General features: G+C 61.8%; 12 protein-coding genes. 5 read left to right on the top strand and 7 right to left on the bottom strand.

The features are described from left to right. Positions 1-51: 51 nt before the first annotated feature. Positions 52-1221, bottom strand: coding sequence for a carbon-nitrogen hydrolase family protein (locus tag BLT26_RS14590; protein ID WP_091516138.1), 1170 nt, complete (start codon positions 1219-1221; stop codon positions 52-54). A gap of 183 nt (positions 1222-1404) precedes the next feature. On the opposite strand from BLT26_RS14590, the gene BLT26_RS14585 reads away from it, so the two are divergent. Further along, on the top strand, positions 1405-2124 hold the full coding sequence (locus BLT26_RS14585; protein WP_091516135.1) for a Mut7-C RNAse domain-containing protein: 720 nt from the start codon (positions 1405-1407) through the stop codon (positions 2122-2124). Positions 2125-2149: 25 nt separating this feature from the next. On the opposite strand, the gene nhaA is transcribed toward BLT26_RS14585, so the two are convergent. Then, a complete protein-coding gene (gene nhaA / locus BLT26_RS14580; RefSeq protein ID WP_091516131.1) occupies positions 2150-3601 on the bottom strand; it encodes a Na+/H+ antiporter NhaA in 1452 nt (483 codons plus the stop codon). Positions 3602-3710: 109 nt separating this feature from the next. Here nhaA and BLT26_RS14575 point away from each other — a divergent pair, with 109 nt between their 5' ends. Beyond that, positions 3711-4475 carry a TlyA family RNA methyltransferase gene (locus BLT26_RS14575; RefSeq protein ID WP_091516128.1) on the top strand — a complete coding sequence of 255 codons (765 nt, stop codon included), beginning with the start codon at positions 3711-3713 and terminating at the stop codon, positions 4473-4475. A 7-nt stretch (positions 4476-4482) separates the two neighbouring features. Here the strand turns inward: BLT26_RS14575 and BLT26_RS14570 are convergent, their stop codons facing one another. Next, positions 4483-4713, bottom strand: a complete 231-nt coding sequence (locus BLT26_RS14570; protein ID WP_091516124.1) for a DUF1272 domain-containing protein — start codon at positions 4711-4713, stop codon at positions 4483-4485. A gap of 110 nt (positions 4714-4823) precedes the next feature. Beyond that, a complete protein-coding gene (locus BLT26_RS14565; RefSeq protein ID WP_091516121.1) occupies positions 4824-5168 on the bottom strand; it encodes a 4a-hydroxytetrahydrobiopterin dehydratase in 345 nt (114 codons plus the stop codon). Positions 5169-5474: 306 nt separating this feature from the next. Here BLT26_RS14565 and BLT26_RS14560 point away from each other — a divergent pair, with 306 nt between their 5' ends. Beyond that, a complete protein-coding gene (locus BLT26_RS14560; protein ID WP_091516117.1) occupies positions 5475-7319 on the top strand; it encodes a DUF885 domain-containing protein in 1845 nt (614 codons plus the stop codon). 104 nt (positions 7320-7423) lie between these two features. On the opposite strand, the gene BLT26_RS14555 is transcribed toward BLT26_RS14560, so the two are convergent. Both BLT26_RS14555 and BLT26_RS14550 read right to left on the bottom strand, forming a co-directional pair. Beyond that, positions 7424-8932: a fumarate hydratase gene (locus BLT26_RS14555; RefSeq protein WP_091516113.1), complete on the bottom strand. Its 1509-nt coding sequence runs from the start codon at positions 8930-8932 to the stop codon at positions 7424-7426. A 152-nt stretch (positions 8933-9084) separates the two neighbouring features. After that, a complete protein-coding gene (locus BLT26_RS14550; protein ID WP_091516415.1) occupies positions 9085-9849 on the bottom strand; it encodes a hypothetical protein in 765 nt (254 codons plus the stop codon). Positions 9850-10110: 261 nt separating this feature from the next. On the opposite strand from BLT26_RS14550, the gene sodB reads away from it, so the two are divergent. Beyond that, positions 10111-10692, top strand: coding sequence for a superoxide dismutase [Fe] (gene sodB / locus BLT26_RS14545; protein ID WP_091516110.1), 582 nt, complete (start codon positions 10111-10113; stop codon positions 10690-10692). Between the two features lie 126 nt (positions 10693-10818). Continuing rightward, the gene (locus BLT26_RS14540) at positions 10819-12720 is read left to right on the top strand and encodes a DUF885 domain-containing protein (protein WP_217631460.1); all 1902 of its coding nucleotides are present in this window, start codon (positions 10819-10821) and stop codon (positions 12718-12720) included. A 108-nt stretch (positions 12721-12828) separates the two neighbouring features. On the opposite strand, the gene BLT26_RS14535 is transcribed toward BLT26_RS14540, so the two are convergent. Then, a complete protein-coding gene (locus BLT26_RS14535; RefSeq protein WP_175453139.1) occupies positions 12829-13767 on the bottom strand; it encodes a universal stress protein in 939 nt (312 codons plus the stop codon). Positions 13768-13886 lie beyond the last annotated feature (119 nt).

Here is a 13886-nt window from a genome sequence, read left to right as displayed (position 1 = left end):
AGAGGCTCCCCTTTTGCTGTTGTTATTGTCTTTTCTTTTTCACGGGCAACATCACTGCGATTCGGGCAACCAGAGGCTCGATATAACCGCGCCGTCGCGCCGGACACCCTGCAGCAACTTTCCCTCGATGACAGCGGTGGTGCGGCCATCATCACCGAGATCCCAGAGTTCGCCGCGCAGGAAGGTATTGATCCCAGCGCGCACTTGCCCGCCCCGCCCACCCAGCGCGTACTTGCGCCAGGCCTCACCCTCGCTGATACGGCCCACATCGCCGGGATCGACGTCGCGCGGCGCCGCGGCCCCGTTGTATCCCTGCCACGGCCGGGTCCAGATGCCGGTGGGCGTGGCGAAAGATGGCACGACGACCAGGTCGGCGCCAGCCAGCTGGGCCCAGGTATCCGGATACCAGCTGTCCGCACAGATCAGCACCCCCAGCTTCCCCAGTGGTGTCTCGAACACGGGCAGCGGCTGGCGCGCCGGGCGGGTGAAGGGCAATTCGCTGGCAATCGGGTAGACCTTGCGCACCGGGCCCGCTATGCGCCCGTCGGCATAGAAAACAAAGCTGCTGTTGTAGAGAGGGCCGGTGCCGGCGTGGATGCTTCCTCCAGCGAGCTGCGGATCCGGCAGGAGGATGGAGCCCGCCACCAGGGTGACCCCAAAGCGCTGCGCGAGCCGGGAAAATACCCGTTGGTATTCGTTCGCCATGCTGCGGGCCTTGAGGCGAAAGAGCGCCGCGGCCAGGGGGTCGGAAGTTTCGCCCCTGGCGACCTCGCGATACAGCCCACTGGAGAACGCCGGCAGGTTACCGAGTGCAGCCCACAGCATCGCCCCACTGGTAGAGGATGCGCGGTAAGTGAGGAATCCCTCACCGGAAGCCACCAGCCAGGTGCCGATATGCTCCGGCAGCACAACCAGTGTGCGCGGGCCCAGCCAGCCCTCGGCTTCTGCCCGTGCGAGATAGGTTTCCAGCTTCCGGTACAAGCGCTCGCCGCTGGCGTAATCCAGGGGCTGCAACCACGGCTGGACCGAGACCAGGTTGGCGGCGCCGGCAACAGGCGCGTTGAGTGGCTCGAGCACCAGGGCCGGCTCGCCGGCCGGGAGCGCCTCGCCCTCCCTGGGCACGGGAGAGAAACTGGCAGGGGGTACCTGCGCCAATAACGACACCACTAACAACAGGAGGAGCAAGCCGGTCAGCGCCAGCAGGAGCAATTTTTTTATCATTCTTTTTCAGTTCTTCAATCTGTCTGGGCCGGGGGCCGAAAACTGCCCACTGCCCGCAGTTGGTGCATGCACCAATGTACCACCTACCAGCTGTAGCTGGCAGCCCCCAGTCCCATCGGTGAGATAATCCTGCCCCGCCCACGGCTACACTCCACAGCAGCCCCGATAACCAGTGTTCTTGCCATGCCCAGCGCACAGATTCATTTTCACGGGAACCTCAGCGATTTCCTCACGGCGCGGCGGCGGTGCCGTGGCAGCACCGTCCATTGGAGCGACAGGAGGTCGGTCAAGGATGCCATCGAGAGCCTGGGCGTGCCCCATGTAGAGGTCGATAGCATCATGGTGGGAGGGACGGCGGTGGATTTCTCCTACCGACTGCAGGATGGGGACAGGGTGGAGGTATACCCCGCGCCCGGACCTGGACGGCGCCTGTCGCCGGAAGCCCAGGCGGAACCGCGCTTCGTGCTCGACTGCCACCTGGGGCGGCTGGCACGCTACCTGCGCATGCTGGGCTTCGACAGCCGGCTTCCCGACGATTGCAGTGATGAACAGCTGGTGCAGCTTTCGGTTCGCCAGGACCGCACACTGCTGACCCGCGATCGCGACTTGCTCAAAAGGAAACAACTGCAACGTGGCTACTACGTCCGCGCCACCCGACCGCGGCTGCAGTTGCAGGAGATCGCCACCCGCTTCCGGCTGGCGCATTCCATGCAGCCTTTCAGCCGCTGCATGGAATGCAACGCATCGCTACGGCCGGCTGCCAAGCAGGAAATCGACCACCGGCTGCAGCCGCGGACCCGTCGCTCCTTCGACGACTTCCTGCAGTGCAGTGCCTGTGGCCGGGTCTACTGGCGGGGCAGCCACTTCGATCGAATGCAGGCCCTGGTAGACAGCCTGAAGTGACACCAGGCCGCAGCCACTGGAGTATTCAGCTCTTTGCCTGGTCCGGTTCCGCGCCCTCTTCCGGCTGCTCTTCAGCGGACTTTTCGTTGACGGTACTTACCTCCTCTGAAACCGGCGCCTTGCGCAGGACGAGGAAGCCGGCAACACCGGCAACCACCGAGGCCAGCAACACGCCGGCTTTCGCCTGAATCAGCAATTCATTCTCGTCGTAGAACGCGAGTTCGGAGATAAAGATCGACATGGTAAAGCCGATACCGCCGAGCAGCGCCACACCGATAATGTGATGGAAACTGGCTGCCGTGGGCAGCCTGCCCAGCCCGAGCTTCCAGCCCAGCCAGGTGGCGCCCACAATGCCCACCAGTTTGCCAAAGACCAGTCCCAGGATTACCCCCAGCGTCACCGGGTTGAGGACGGCGGCCGAGCTGGTGAAGCTGTCGATGGGGATACCGGCATTGGCCAGGGCAAAAATCGGCACCACAATAAAGGCCACCGGCGTGTGCAGGCGCGTTTCCATCCGCTGCAGCGGCGACTGCGCCAGGTGGACACCGTTGTCCAGCGCCATCACCCGCGCCCGCAGGGCATCGTTGGCAATGATCTTGTCCCCGGGCCGGAAGCAGCGGTCAAAGCTGCGGATGATATCCTTGACGAAGGTACTGAACGCCACCGGATCGTATTTGGGCCTTGCCGGCAACGCCATCGCCGTAATCACCCCGGCGAGGGTGGCATGGATTCCCGTGACGTAAAGCTCGTACCACAGCAGGATTCCCACGAAAATATATGCCGGTGCCCGGCGAACACCGGCGAATTTCAGCAGCCACATGATGGCTATCAGTACACCGCACGCCATCAGCGCGGTGGTATTGACATCCTCGGTATACCAGACGGCAATGACCAGGATGGCACCCAGGTCATCCACAATAGCCAGCGCCACCAGGAAGGTGACCACCGCCCGGGGTACCCGGTTGCCCAGCAGGGCGATACAGCCGACGGCGAAAGCAATATCCGTCGCCATGGGAATGCCCCACCCCTTGGATCCCTCGCCGCCGGCATTGAGGGACGCGTAAATCAGTGCTGGCACTACCATGCCGCCGAGCGCTGCCATCACCGGCAGCACTGCCTGCTTCAGCTCGGACAGCTCCCCCACCAGGAACTCACGCTTCAGTTCGAGCCCCACGAGGAAGAAGAAGATCGCCATCAGGCCATCGTTGATCCAGTGGTGCAGGCTCATGGAAAAACCCCAGTCGCCGGCGCCCAGGCTGATTTTCATCTCCAGCAGGTGTTTGTAGGCTTCCTGCAACGGGGAGTTGGCGATAATCAGCGCCGCCACCGCACAGGCTATCAACAGCAGGCCACTGCTGCTCTGGCGGTGAATAAACTCCTCAAATGGAGTGACCAGGCGTCCGAAAGCGCTCTCCAGAGGCGCTTCAAAGACTTTACCCTTGCGAATCCTGAATTTGCCCAGAACGCTTTTCGCCATTAACCAGCGGCCTCCTTCATCCTTTTAAGCATAGAGCTTCTACAAAGCGGGGCCAGAGAGTAGCATGACGCCTGCGTCAACCACTACTGAAAGAACTATAGTGCCATTCATGACCCGGTTAGATCAGCTGCTTGTCCGGCAGAAACTCGCCAACTCCCGCACCCACGCCAAGCGGCTGATCGACAGCGGGCGGGTCATGCTCGACACCGGGGCCGGCTGGCGCCCGGCGCAGAAAGCAGGGCAGACCGTCAGCGACGACCAGCCCCTGCGGGTAGACCCACTACCGGAAGATCGCTATGTATCCAGGGCGGGACTGAAGCTCGCCGCCATCCTCGACCATACAGGTCTCGACCCGGCCGGCTGGCGGGCCCTGGATGTCGGCTGTTCCACGGGCGGGTTCAGCGACTGCCTGCTCCAGCGCGGCGCGGAGCTGGTGGTGGGTATCGATGTGGGGCACGACCAGCTGGCGGCGCGACTGCGCGAAAATCCGCGCATGCAGCTGTTCGAGGGAATCAATGCGCGACACCTGACCCGGGAACAGCTGGGGCCCTACGGCGAGACGGGATTCGATGCGGTGGTCATGGATGTCTCCTTCATCTCCCAGGCCCTTATCCTGCCGCGCCTTCCGTCCCTGCTGCGACCCGGCGGGCAACTACTCAGCCTGGTGAAGCCCCAGTTCGAGGTGGGCGCGGAAAATATCGGCAAGGGCGGAGTGGTCAGGGATGCGTCACTCTACCCGCAGGTCCGCGAAAAAATAACCGCGCTCTGCGAGTCACTCGGTCTGCAGGTGAGAGACTACATCGACAGTCCAATCCTGGGTGGTGATGGCAACCGGGAATTCCTGCTCTGGGCACAGCGGCGCCCCGAGAAGTAGGCGCAGGTCAGCCGAGGATCTTCTCCAGCTTCGCCTTGAAGCGCGGGGAGGCTGCTTCTGTGGGGGAGGACTTGCGCGGTGGGCGCAACACCAGTTCGCCCTGGCAATTCGGGCAGGTCTTTTCCAGCCGCTCTGAACAAGCGGGACAGAAGGTACACTCGAAAGAGCAGATGTAGGCCTGGTCGATCAGCCGCAGCGGCGCGCTGCAGCGCTCGCAGCTCTGCTTCATTTTTAACATGGCGGCTCCAAATCCTTGCAATAACTGCGCCCGCACAACACCGCGGTGCCGCCCGGCGGGAACCGGGTCCCGCGGGCGGCGCTGCCCGGGCTGGAGGCCGCCTGGGCGGCTTACTCCTGGTCGAGCTGCTTGTCGGTGCGAGCGGCCATAATAAAGTCGTTCTTGTGCAAGCCTCCGGCCTCATGGCTCCACCAGGTCACGGTGACCTTGCCCCACTCGGTGAGCAGGGCGGGATGGTGCCCCACCTCTTCCGCAATTTCACCAACGCGGTTGGTAAACGCCAGGGCTTGCTTGAAGTTGCGGAACTTGAAGACACGCTCCAGCTGCATGACGCCATCGCGGGTAACGGGAGTCCAGTCGGGAATTTCCCGCAGCAGCTCCGCGAGTTCCTCGTCGCTCACCAGGGGAGCATCGGCGCGGCAGGCTTCGCACTTCTGTTCGGCAAGTTCGGTCATGGGGAGTTCCTCAGCTAATTCAAATTTTTGTTAACGCGTTGAGTAGCGCCCCACTCTACTCGGCGGCCCTGCCGGAGACAAGCGTAGTCCCGGCAAGCCCGCAAAAACCGGATTGTATGTGGTTTTTCTCAAGTCAAATGGGACAGAGTCCTAAAAAACAATAAAAGATCCGCCACTTCCGGAGGGCTCGCGTGGGCTCAGGGCTGCATTGTGAACGTATCCAGCGCGGCAAGACGAGGCCGCGCAAAACAGCTGGCAGATATGGTAATTTTGCTGCCAACAACTAAAGACTGACCGAGAGCGACTATGAAACACACACTGACCGCACTTGTCCTGCTAATGGCCCTGACGGCCTGTGGCCAGGACAGTGGAAACAAAGACATGGCCGGGAAGTCTGCAGAGGCCACCTCCAGCAGCGACGCGCAAACGGAAACCGGGCAGGCCCAACAGGAACGTGGCGACCAGGCCTTTGCCTCCCTTGCCGATAAAATGATCAGGCAGCTGTGGGAACTGTTTCCCTCCTGGGCCGTCCGCGAGGGCTACTATGCGGTTGCCGACCAGCTTGCGGTTCCCGATGAGCAGCAGCGCCAGCGCGTGCTGGATTTCGCACGTGAATACAAACAGCAGTTTGCCGATATCGATCCCACTACCCTGGGTCCCGGTGAGCGCAGTGACCTCGCGATGGTCAACACTTTCCTCGACCGCCTCATCTGGGAAATAACCGAATTCAAGTCCTACGCGTGGAATCCGGCCAATTACAACGTATCCCACGCCTTTTCCCTCATTCTCAACACCGACTATGCCCCGCTCGACGAACGCCTGCGCACTTTCAGTCAGCGACTGCAGAAGGTGCCCGCGTACTACGAGGCCGCCCGGCAGTCGCTGGACAAGCCCGCGGCTCCCCAGCTGGAGCTGGCGATCCAGCAGAATAAGGGTGCCCTCAGCGTCTTTGGCGAAACACTGGACGAGAAAATTGCCGCAAGCAGCCTTTCCGCTGAGGAAAAGCAGCTGCTGCAGGAGCGCGCCGCAAAAGCTCGCGAGGCCATAGAGGGCTACATCGCGCACCTGCAGGAGATGAAAACCGATCTGGAGAAGACACAGGACTTCAGGAACTTCCGTATCGGCGAGGAACTGTACGAGGAGAAGTTCGGTTACGACATCCAGATCGGCATGACCGCACAGGAACTCTACCAGCGCGCGCTGGCAGAGAAAGACAGGCTGCATGAGAAAATGGCCGAGCTGGCTGACAGACTGTGGCCCAAGTACTTCCCTGATCGCGAGGCGCCGGAAGACCGGCTCGAGAAGATCCATGCAGTGCTGGAGAAACTGTCCGGCCAGCACGCGACCAAGGAAACCTTCAAGGCGGAAGTCGAGAAGCAGATCCCGGAGCTGGTCGCGTTCGTCAAGGAAAAGGACCTGCTCACCCTGGACGAAGACAAACCGCTGGTGGTGCGCACCACCCCGCCCTATATGCGCGGCTTCTCGGTGGCGTCCATCAACGCGCCGGGCCCCTACGACAAAGGTGCCAACACCTACTACAACGTGATGCCGATCGAGGAGTTCAGCGATGAGGAAGCCGAGAGTTTCCTGCGCGAGTACAACACCTACCTCATGCAGATTCTCAACATCCACGAGGCGATTCCCGGCCACTACACACAGCTGGTCTACGCCAACAAGTCCCCGAGCCTCATCAAGAGTATCCTCGCCAACGGCGCCATGATCGAGGGCTGGGCCGTCTACACCGAGCGCATGATGCTCGAGGCAGGCTACGGCGACTTCTCGCCCGAACTGTGGATGATGTATTACAAATGGAACCTGCGCACCGTGATCAACACCATCCTCGATTACGAGATCCAGGTAAAGGGAATCGACAAGGAGCGGGCCATGGATCTCCTGGTCAACCAGGGATTCCAGCAACAGGCAGAGGCCCAGGGCAAGTGGCGTCGCGCCACCCTGAGCCAGGTGCAGCTCACCAGCTACTTCGCCGGCTACGCCGACATCCTGGCGCTACGCGAGGAGATGAAGGAACAGCTCGGGGAAGACTTCGACCTGAAGGAGTTCCACGAGAAATTCCTCAGCTACGGCAATGCGCCGGTACCGGTGATCCGCGAGCTGATGCTGGCGGAACTCGAGGGGGCCGGCCAGGGCTGAGCCGCGTCCTACTCCCGCCTGGCAACGGGCGGGGGAACCTCGCCCATAAAAAAAGCCGGGCTCCTGCGGGGCCCGGCTTTTTTTATGGGGGGAAGAAGCGGCGCTTAAACCACGCCTTCCTCGATCTTCGCCTTCCAGACCAGGGGCCCGGTGTTGTGCACCGACTCACCCTGGCTGTCCACGGCCACGGTCACCGGCATGTCCTCCACCTCGAACTCGTAGATGGCTTCCATGCCCAGCTCCGGGAAGGCCACCACTTTCGCGTCCTTGATCGCCTGGGCCACCAGGTAGGCGGCACCGCCGACGGCCATCAGGTAGACGGCCTTGTTGTCGCGGATGGCCTCGATGGCCGCCGGGCCGCGCTCGGCCTTGCCGATCATGCCCAGCAGGCCTGTCTGTTCCAGCATCGTGCGAGTGAACTTGTCCATGCGGGTGGCGGTGGTGGGACCTGCGGGTCCGACCACCTCCTCGCGCACCGGGTCCACCGGGCCCACGTAGTAGATGAAGCGGCCCGCCAGGTCCACCGGCAGGGATTCGCCCTTCGCCAGGATATCGACCATCTTCTTGTGCGCGGCATCCCGGCCGGTCAGCATCTTGCCGTTCAACAGCAGGGTCTCACCCGGCTGCCAGCCCAACACATCCTCGCGGGTCACCTCGTCCAGGTTGACGCGACGGGTGTTGCCGCCGGCCTCGCGGGTGATCTCCGGCCAGTCTTCCAGCTTCGGCGGGGTCTGCCGCGCGGGGCCGGAACCGTCCAGGGTAAAGTGCGTGTGGCGGGTGGCGGCGCAGTTCGGGATGATCGCCACCGCTTTGTTGGCTGCGTGGGTCGGGTAGTCCTTCACCTTCACATCCAGTACGGTGGTCAGGCCACCCAGGCCCTGCGCACCGATACCCAGCTTGTTCACCTTGTCGTACAGCTCCAGGCGCAGCTCCTCGGCACGGCTGGAGGCACCGCGCTCCTGCAGCTCCTGGATATCGATCGGGTCCAGCAGGGATTCCTTGGCCAGCAGCATGGCCTTCTCGGCGGTACCGCCGACACCGATGCCCAGCATGCCCGGCGGGCACCAGCCGGCGCCCATCTTCGGCACCATATCCAGCACCCAGTCGACCACAGAGTCGGACGGGTTCAGCATGGCGAACTTGCTCTTCGCCTCACTGCCGCCGCCCTTGGCAGCCACGTAGACCTCCACGGTGTCACCGGGAACTATCTCGTAATGGATCACCGCCGGGGTATTGTCGCCGGTGTTCTTGCGGGCCCCGTCCGGGTCCTCGAGGATGGAAGCGCGCAAGACGTTGTCAGAGAACTGGTAAGCGCGGCGCACACCCTCATTGACCATATCGGTCACGCTCATGTCCGCATCCCACTGCACGTTCATGCCCACCTTCAGCTTTACGGTCACGATGCCCGTGTCCTGGCAGATGGGGCGGTGCCCCTGGGCGCACATGCGCGAGTTGATCAGGATCTGGGCCATGGCGTCCTTCGCCGCCGGGTTGGCCTCTTTCTCGTAGGCCTGGTTCAGGGCCTGGATAAAGTCCTGCGGGTGGTAGTAGGAAATAAACTGCAGCGCATCGGCGACGCTGTCGATCAGGTCGTCCTGGCGGATAGTGGTCATTGGCGCTCCCGTAGTGCGGTCTGGCGGTTAACGTCTAGAGGCGGGCGATTTTACACGAATTGCGCGGAATTTCCCGACCGGAAGGTCGGCCGGGAAGTGAGGCCGGGAAGTTGTGGCCCGGAGGGGTTCCGGACCACAGGGGAGGCAAAAGCTTACTGGATACCGGCGGTGCTGCCACCGGACTGCAGGCTGCGGATAGCATCGCGCAGCTGCACCAGGTCCTTGTTCACCGAGCGGCGGTAGGCGTCGATGGACTCCACGGCTTCCTCGTTGGCGCTCACGCGCCCTCCCAGGTCGCTGCGCACGGAGTTGAGCTGACGCTCCAGGCTGGCAAGCTTGTCTTTCATATCACGCTGGCTGGAAGTGGTGCTCTCACGCAGCTCGGACAGGGCGAACTCCACGGAGGCAATCTTCTTCACGCTCTTGCTCAGGCCGCTGACCTGGCCGGCCAGCTGGGCCGCCTGCTTCTTGGCTGCAGCGGCGTCCTTGGCCGCGGCGGCAGCCGCTTCCTTGTTGGCGGCGATGCTCTTGCGATTGGTATCGTAGGCGACGCCCCAAAGCTTGCGGATCTCGGCGGCGTTCTCCTTCGCCTTCGCGTTGAGGACCTCGACGGACGCCGTTGACTCCTCGTCCGACATCTCGAAGCGCTTCTCGAGTTCGACGATACGCTCCTCGGCACTCACCAGCTGTGACCGGGTATCCTGCCACTGGGTGTAGAGGAAGCCCGCCCCGCCGACTCCGGCCAGCGCGAGGATCAGGGCCACCACGGCCAGCACCGAAGAACCACCGGAGCCGCCCTCGTCGGCTGCGGCGGGGGCGGGTGTGCTGCTGCGGGGAGCACCCCCGATCGGCTTGTTGTCCATCTGCGGGTCTATGGCGGGACCGCGGCCATCCAGGGTCGGCTCTTTGCGTTGCATCGTTAGGAATACCCGATTCTTGCAGTTGCTCGTGTACAGGGACACCCGGCCGGCAAACGGCTGGTGCATGGTCGATTTCAGCGGCAGTTATACCAAAAATTGACGAAAAAGTAATCGTTTCACCAAGAAGATTAGCTGACCCACTTGTCTTGGGCCGATTCGCCCCCATACGCTGTAGTCAGCCACAGGCCGGGTTAATTCCATCACCCGGCCTGTGTAGAATGCCTTCATTCACAACCGAGACATAAGGAAGGAAAAATCATGGCTCACGTTCTGCCCGAACTCCCCTACGCGAAGGACGCCCTGGAACCCCACATTTCCCAGGAGACCCTGGAGTATCACTACGGCAAGCACCACCAGACCTACGTGGACAAGCTGAACGGCCTGCTGGAGGGCACTCCGGACGCCGACAAATCCCTGGAAGAAGTCATCAAGTCCTCCTCCGGTGGCCTGTTCAACAATGCAGCCCAGGTCTGGAACCACACTTTCTACTGGAACTGCCTGAGCCCGAACGGCGGCGGCGAGCCCAGCGGTGCCGTGGCAGAGGCCATCAACAAGGCATTCGGCTCCTTTGACAAGTTCAAGGAAGAGTTCACCAACAGTGCAGTGAACAATTTCGGTTCTGGCTGGACCTGGCTGGTCAAGAAAGGCGACGGCTCAGTAGCCATCGTGAACACCTCCAACGCGGGCACCCCGCTGACCGAGGCCGACCAGACCCCGCTGCTCACCTGTGACGTGTGGGAGCACGCCTACTACATCGACTACCGCAATGCACGGCCGAAGTACATGGAGGGCTTCTGGAAGCTGGTGAACTGGGAATTCGTGAACAAGAATTTCTCCTGATCCTCACCAACTCTGACGCAAAAGCGGGCCCCGGGCCCGCTTTTTGCTGTCCGCGTCGCGGAAACTATCAGCCAGTTTTTCGCTCCAACCCACGATAATTTCAACAATTAAACGGGAATGACAAAGATGAAGTTCAACAAGACCCTGATTGCCGCCACCATCGGTACCCTGGTGCTGGCAGGTTGTGAGCGGGCCGAGGGAACAAAGGCCCCGCAACAGGACAAGGAAGTGGTCGCCGGTAGTGCGGCCGACACCAGCGCAAAATCCTCCCAACAGGCGGGCGCTGAAAGTTCAGCCAATCCCGAGGCCATAGCGCGGGCGAACGACCTGTTTGAAAGCCACTTCCAGGAACTTCTCGACAGAAGCCCCGAATTCAAGACTTTCCTCGGTATCAAGGATGACTACGGCAAGTGGAACAACCTTTCGCCGGAGTTCGAGGAAGAAACCCACGAGATCATCAAGCGCCAGCTGGCGGAGTTGAAGAAGATCGACGCCAGCGAGCTGGATGACGCCACCGCGCTGAGCCTCAAGCTCGCCATCCGTAACAAGGAAGAGGGCATCGAGGATTACAGGTGGCGCCTGCATACCTACCCGGTCAACCAGATGTATGCCGAGCACACCAGCGTGGCGTCCCTGCTGATCAACCAGCACCGGGTCGACAATGTCGATGACGCCGAAGCCTATATCTCCCGGCTCAGTGCCCTGCCGAAGCACTTCGACCAGCTGATCGCCAATCTCAAGGAGCGCGCCGAGGCCGGCGTCATTCCGCCCAAGTTCGTCTTCCCCTACGTGATCAGTGACGGCAAGAACCTGATCACCGGCGCACCTTATACCGAGGGCAAGGACAGCACCCTGCTGGCGGACTTCAAGGGCAAGGTGAACAAGCTCGACATCGGCGACGAGCAGAAGAAGTCACTGGTGGAAAAAGCCAGGAAGGCCATGCTTGAGGATGTCGAGCCGGCCTACGAGGAGCTGATCGCCTACCTGGGCAAACTGGAGAAGAAAGCCACCACCGACGACGGCGCCTGGAAGCTGCCGGATGGCGACGACTTCTACGCCCACCGCCTCAACGTCTACACCACCACCGACCTGAGCGCAGACGAGATCCACCAGAAAGGACTGGATGAGGTGGAACGCATTCACGGTGAAATGCGCGAAATCATGGAGAAAGTAGGCTTCGAGGGCTCGCTGCAGGAGTTCTTTGAATTCATGCGCACCGACGAGCAGTTCTACTACCCCAACACCGAAGAGGGCAAGCAGCGCTACCTGAAGGAAGCCACCGCCATCATCGACAACATGAAGGGGCGGCTGGATGAACTGTTCATTACCAAGCCGGAAGCGGACCTGACCGTCAAGGCGGTGGAGCCCTTCCGTGAGAAATCCGCCGGCAAGGCGTTTTACCAGCGGCCCGCCCCGGACGGCACGCGCCCCGGTATCTACTACGCCAACCTGTACAACATGAAGGACATGCCCACCTACCAGATGGAGGCGCTGGCCTATCACGAGGGCATCCCCGGTCACCACATGCAGCTGTCGATTGCCCAGGAGCTGGAAGGAATCCCGAAATTCCGCAAGTTCGGCGGTTACACTGCCTATACCGAAGGCTGGGGCCTCTACTCCGAGCTGGTGCCCAAAGAGATCGGCCTGTACAAGGACCCGTACTCCGACTTCGGTCGCCTGGCGATGGAACTGTGGCGCGCCGCGCGCCTGGTGGTCGACACCGGCATCCACAGCAAGAAGTGGACCCGGGAGGAAGCCATCGAATACCTGGGCAAGAACACCCCGAACCCCAAGGGCGACCAGGTAAAGGCCATCGAGCGATACATTGTCCTGCCCGGCCAGGCGACTGCCTACAAGATCGGCATGCTGAAGATTGTCGAGCTGAGGGAAAAGGCGAAAGAAGAACTGGGAGACAAGTTCGACGTCCGCGAATTCCACGATGTGGTACTGGCCAACGGCGCAGTACCGCTGGATGTACTGGAACAGCTCGTGGATGAATGGATTGCCGGGGTGAAATCCGGGCAGTAAATTTCACTATTGTCGGGCGGGCCCCGGGCCCGCCCTGTTCCTCCCCCTGTTCATTACGGACAGCCCCTGCCGCCCCGGGCCTTTACCAGATTGGACCCGGCCCGCGACTCAATCAGCCTTTACCGGCGACTCGAAACTGGCCGGCTTCAGCGCCAGTAGCGAACACCCCAGTTTCTGCAGGATATTCTCCGCAGTATTCCCCATGATAAAGCCCGGAATACCAGTGCGGGCCACGGTCCCCATTACCAGCAGGTCGAACTCCTTTTCCTCTACCAGCAGCGGGATAAAGCGCGCCGGGTTGGCGATGGTATGGTGAATCTCCATCGCGCCGCCGATGCCCGCCGCGCGGATCAGCACATCCAGCTTCGCCCGGTGCTTGGCGCCGGCCTGTTCCACGATCCGGTCGATTTCCTCATCCGGCAGGTCGAGGGGAAAATTGTGGCGCAAATAGGCATCGACGTCGTAATCCCAGCAGGAGACGATGTGCAGGGTACCGTCCCAGGAGTCCGCCAGCGCCCGCGAAAGACGCAACAGGCGGATGGCCAAGTCGTAGGCGTGCCCTTCCTCGCATTCGGGATCGACGGCCACCAGTACACGAATGTCGTCGCGGCCATGGTGGAGTGGCCGGCACAACCAGACCGGGCAGGGGCACTTGCGCAGCAGCTCCATGTCCATGGCCTTGAAGCCCTTGCGCCGGCTGCGGCCCTCGACATTTTTGATCACCATGTCGAAGTCTTCTTCCATCACCCTGCGAATTACGCGGTTCGCGGGCGCGCTGCCGCACTCCACCTCGATTGACGCCGGCAGATCCTCAGCGGAGAGCCCCTGCTCTTTACGGACGGCATCCAGCGAGGACTCCACCCGCCCGGTAAGCCCCTCCCCGTATGCGTCGGAGTAGTCCTCGAAATCCTCCGGCAGGGCCGGGCAGACGGCCACGATACGCAGTTCCGCGCCACTGGTGTGCGCAAGGCTCACCGCCTGCTGGAGCCCGTCATTCTCGTCCTCGATGGCGTGACTGACGAACATCACTTTATGAATATTCTGCATAACGAAAATCCGTTGGATCAGGAAACTCGATAAATGCGCGACAACCCCAGACTCGCGCCCCGGTGCCACAATTAAAGTGCCGGGCACAGGAAAGTCCCAGCATACGGGCACAGTATGGA

This window comes from Microbulbifer yueqingensis (genome assembly GCF_900100355.1).
GTDB lineage: Bacteria > Pseudomonadota > Gammaproteobacteria > Pseudomonadales > Cellvibrionaceae > Microbulbifer > Microbulbifer yueqingensis.
This window is presented reverse-complemented; position numbering and strand designations above follow the sequence as displayed.

Coding starts and splice junctions, on each gene's coding strand:
- BLT26_RS14550 (WP_091516415.1), bottom strand. CDS start 9,849: ATGCAACGCAAAGAGCCGACCCTGGATGGCCGCGGTCCCGCCATAGAC.
- BLT26_RS14555 (WP_091516113.1), bottom strand. CDS start 8,932: ATGACCACTATCCGCCAGGACGACCTGATCGACAGCGTCGCCGATGCG.
- BLT26_RS14590 (WP_091516138.1), bottom strand. CDS start 1,221: ATGATAAAAAAATTGCTCCTGCTGGCGCTGACCGGCTTGCTCCTCCTG.
- BLT26_RS14535 (WP_175453139.1), bottom strand. CDS start 13,767: ATGCAGAATATTCATAAAGTGATGTTCGTCAGTCACGCCATCGAGGAC.
- nhaA (WP_091516131.1), bottom strand. CDS start 3,601: ATGGCGAAAAGCGTTCTGGGCAAATTCAGGATTCGCAAGGGTAAAGTC.
- BLT26_RS14565 (WP_091516121.1), bottom strand. CDS start 5,168: ATGACCGAACTTGCCGAACAGAAGTGCGAAGCCTGCCGCGCCGATGCT.
- BLT26_RS14575 (WP_091516128.1), top strand. CDS start 3,711: ATGACCCGGTTAGATCAGCTGCTTGTCCGGCAGAAACTCGCCAACTCC.
- sodB (WP_091516110.1), top strand. CDS start 10,111: ATGGCTCACGTTCTGCCCGAACTCCCCTACGCGAAGGACGCCCTGGAA.
- BLT26_RS14570 (WP_091516124.1), bottom strand. CDS start 4,713: ATGTTAAAAATGAAGCAGAGCTGCGAGCGCTGCAGCGCGCCGCTGCGG.
- BLT26_RS14585 (WP_091516135.1), top strand. CDS start 1,405: ATGCCCAGCGCACAGATTCATTTTCACGGGAACCTCAGCGATTTCCTC.
- BLT26_RS14540 (WP_217631460.1), top strand. CDS start 10,819: ATGAAGTTCAACAAGACCCTGATTGCCGCCACCATCGGTACCCTGGTG.
- BLT26_RS14560 (WP_091516117.1), top strand. CDS start 5,475: ATGAAACACACACTGACCGCACTTGTCCTGCTAATGGCCCTGACGGCC.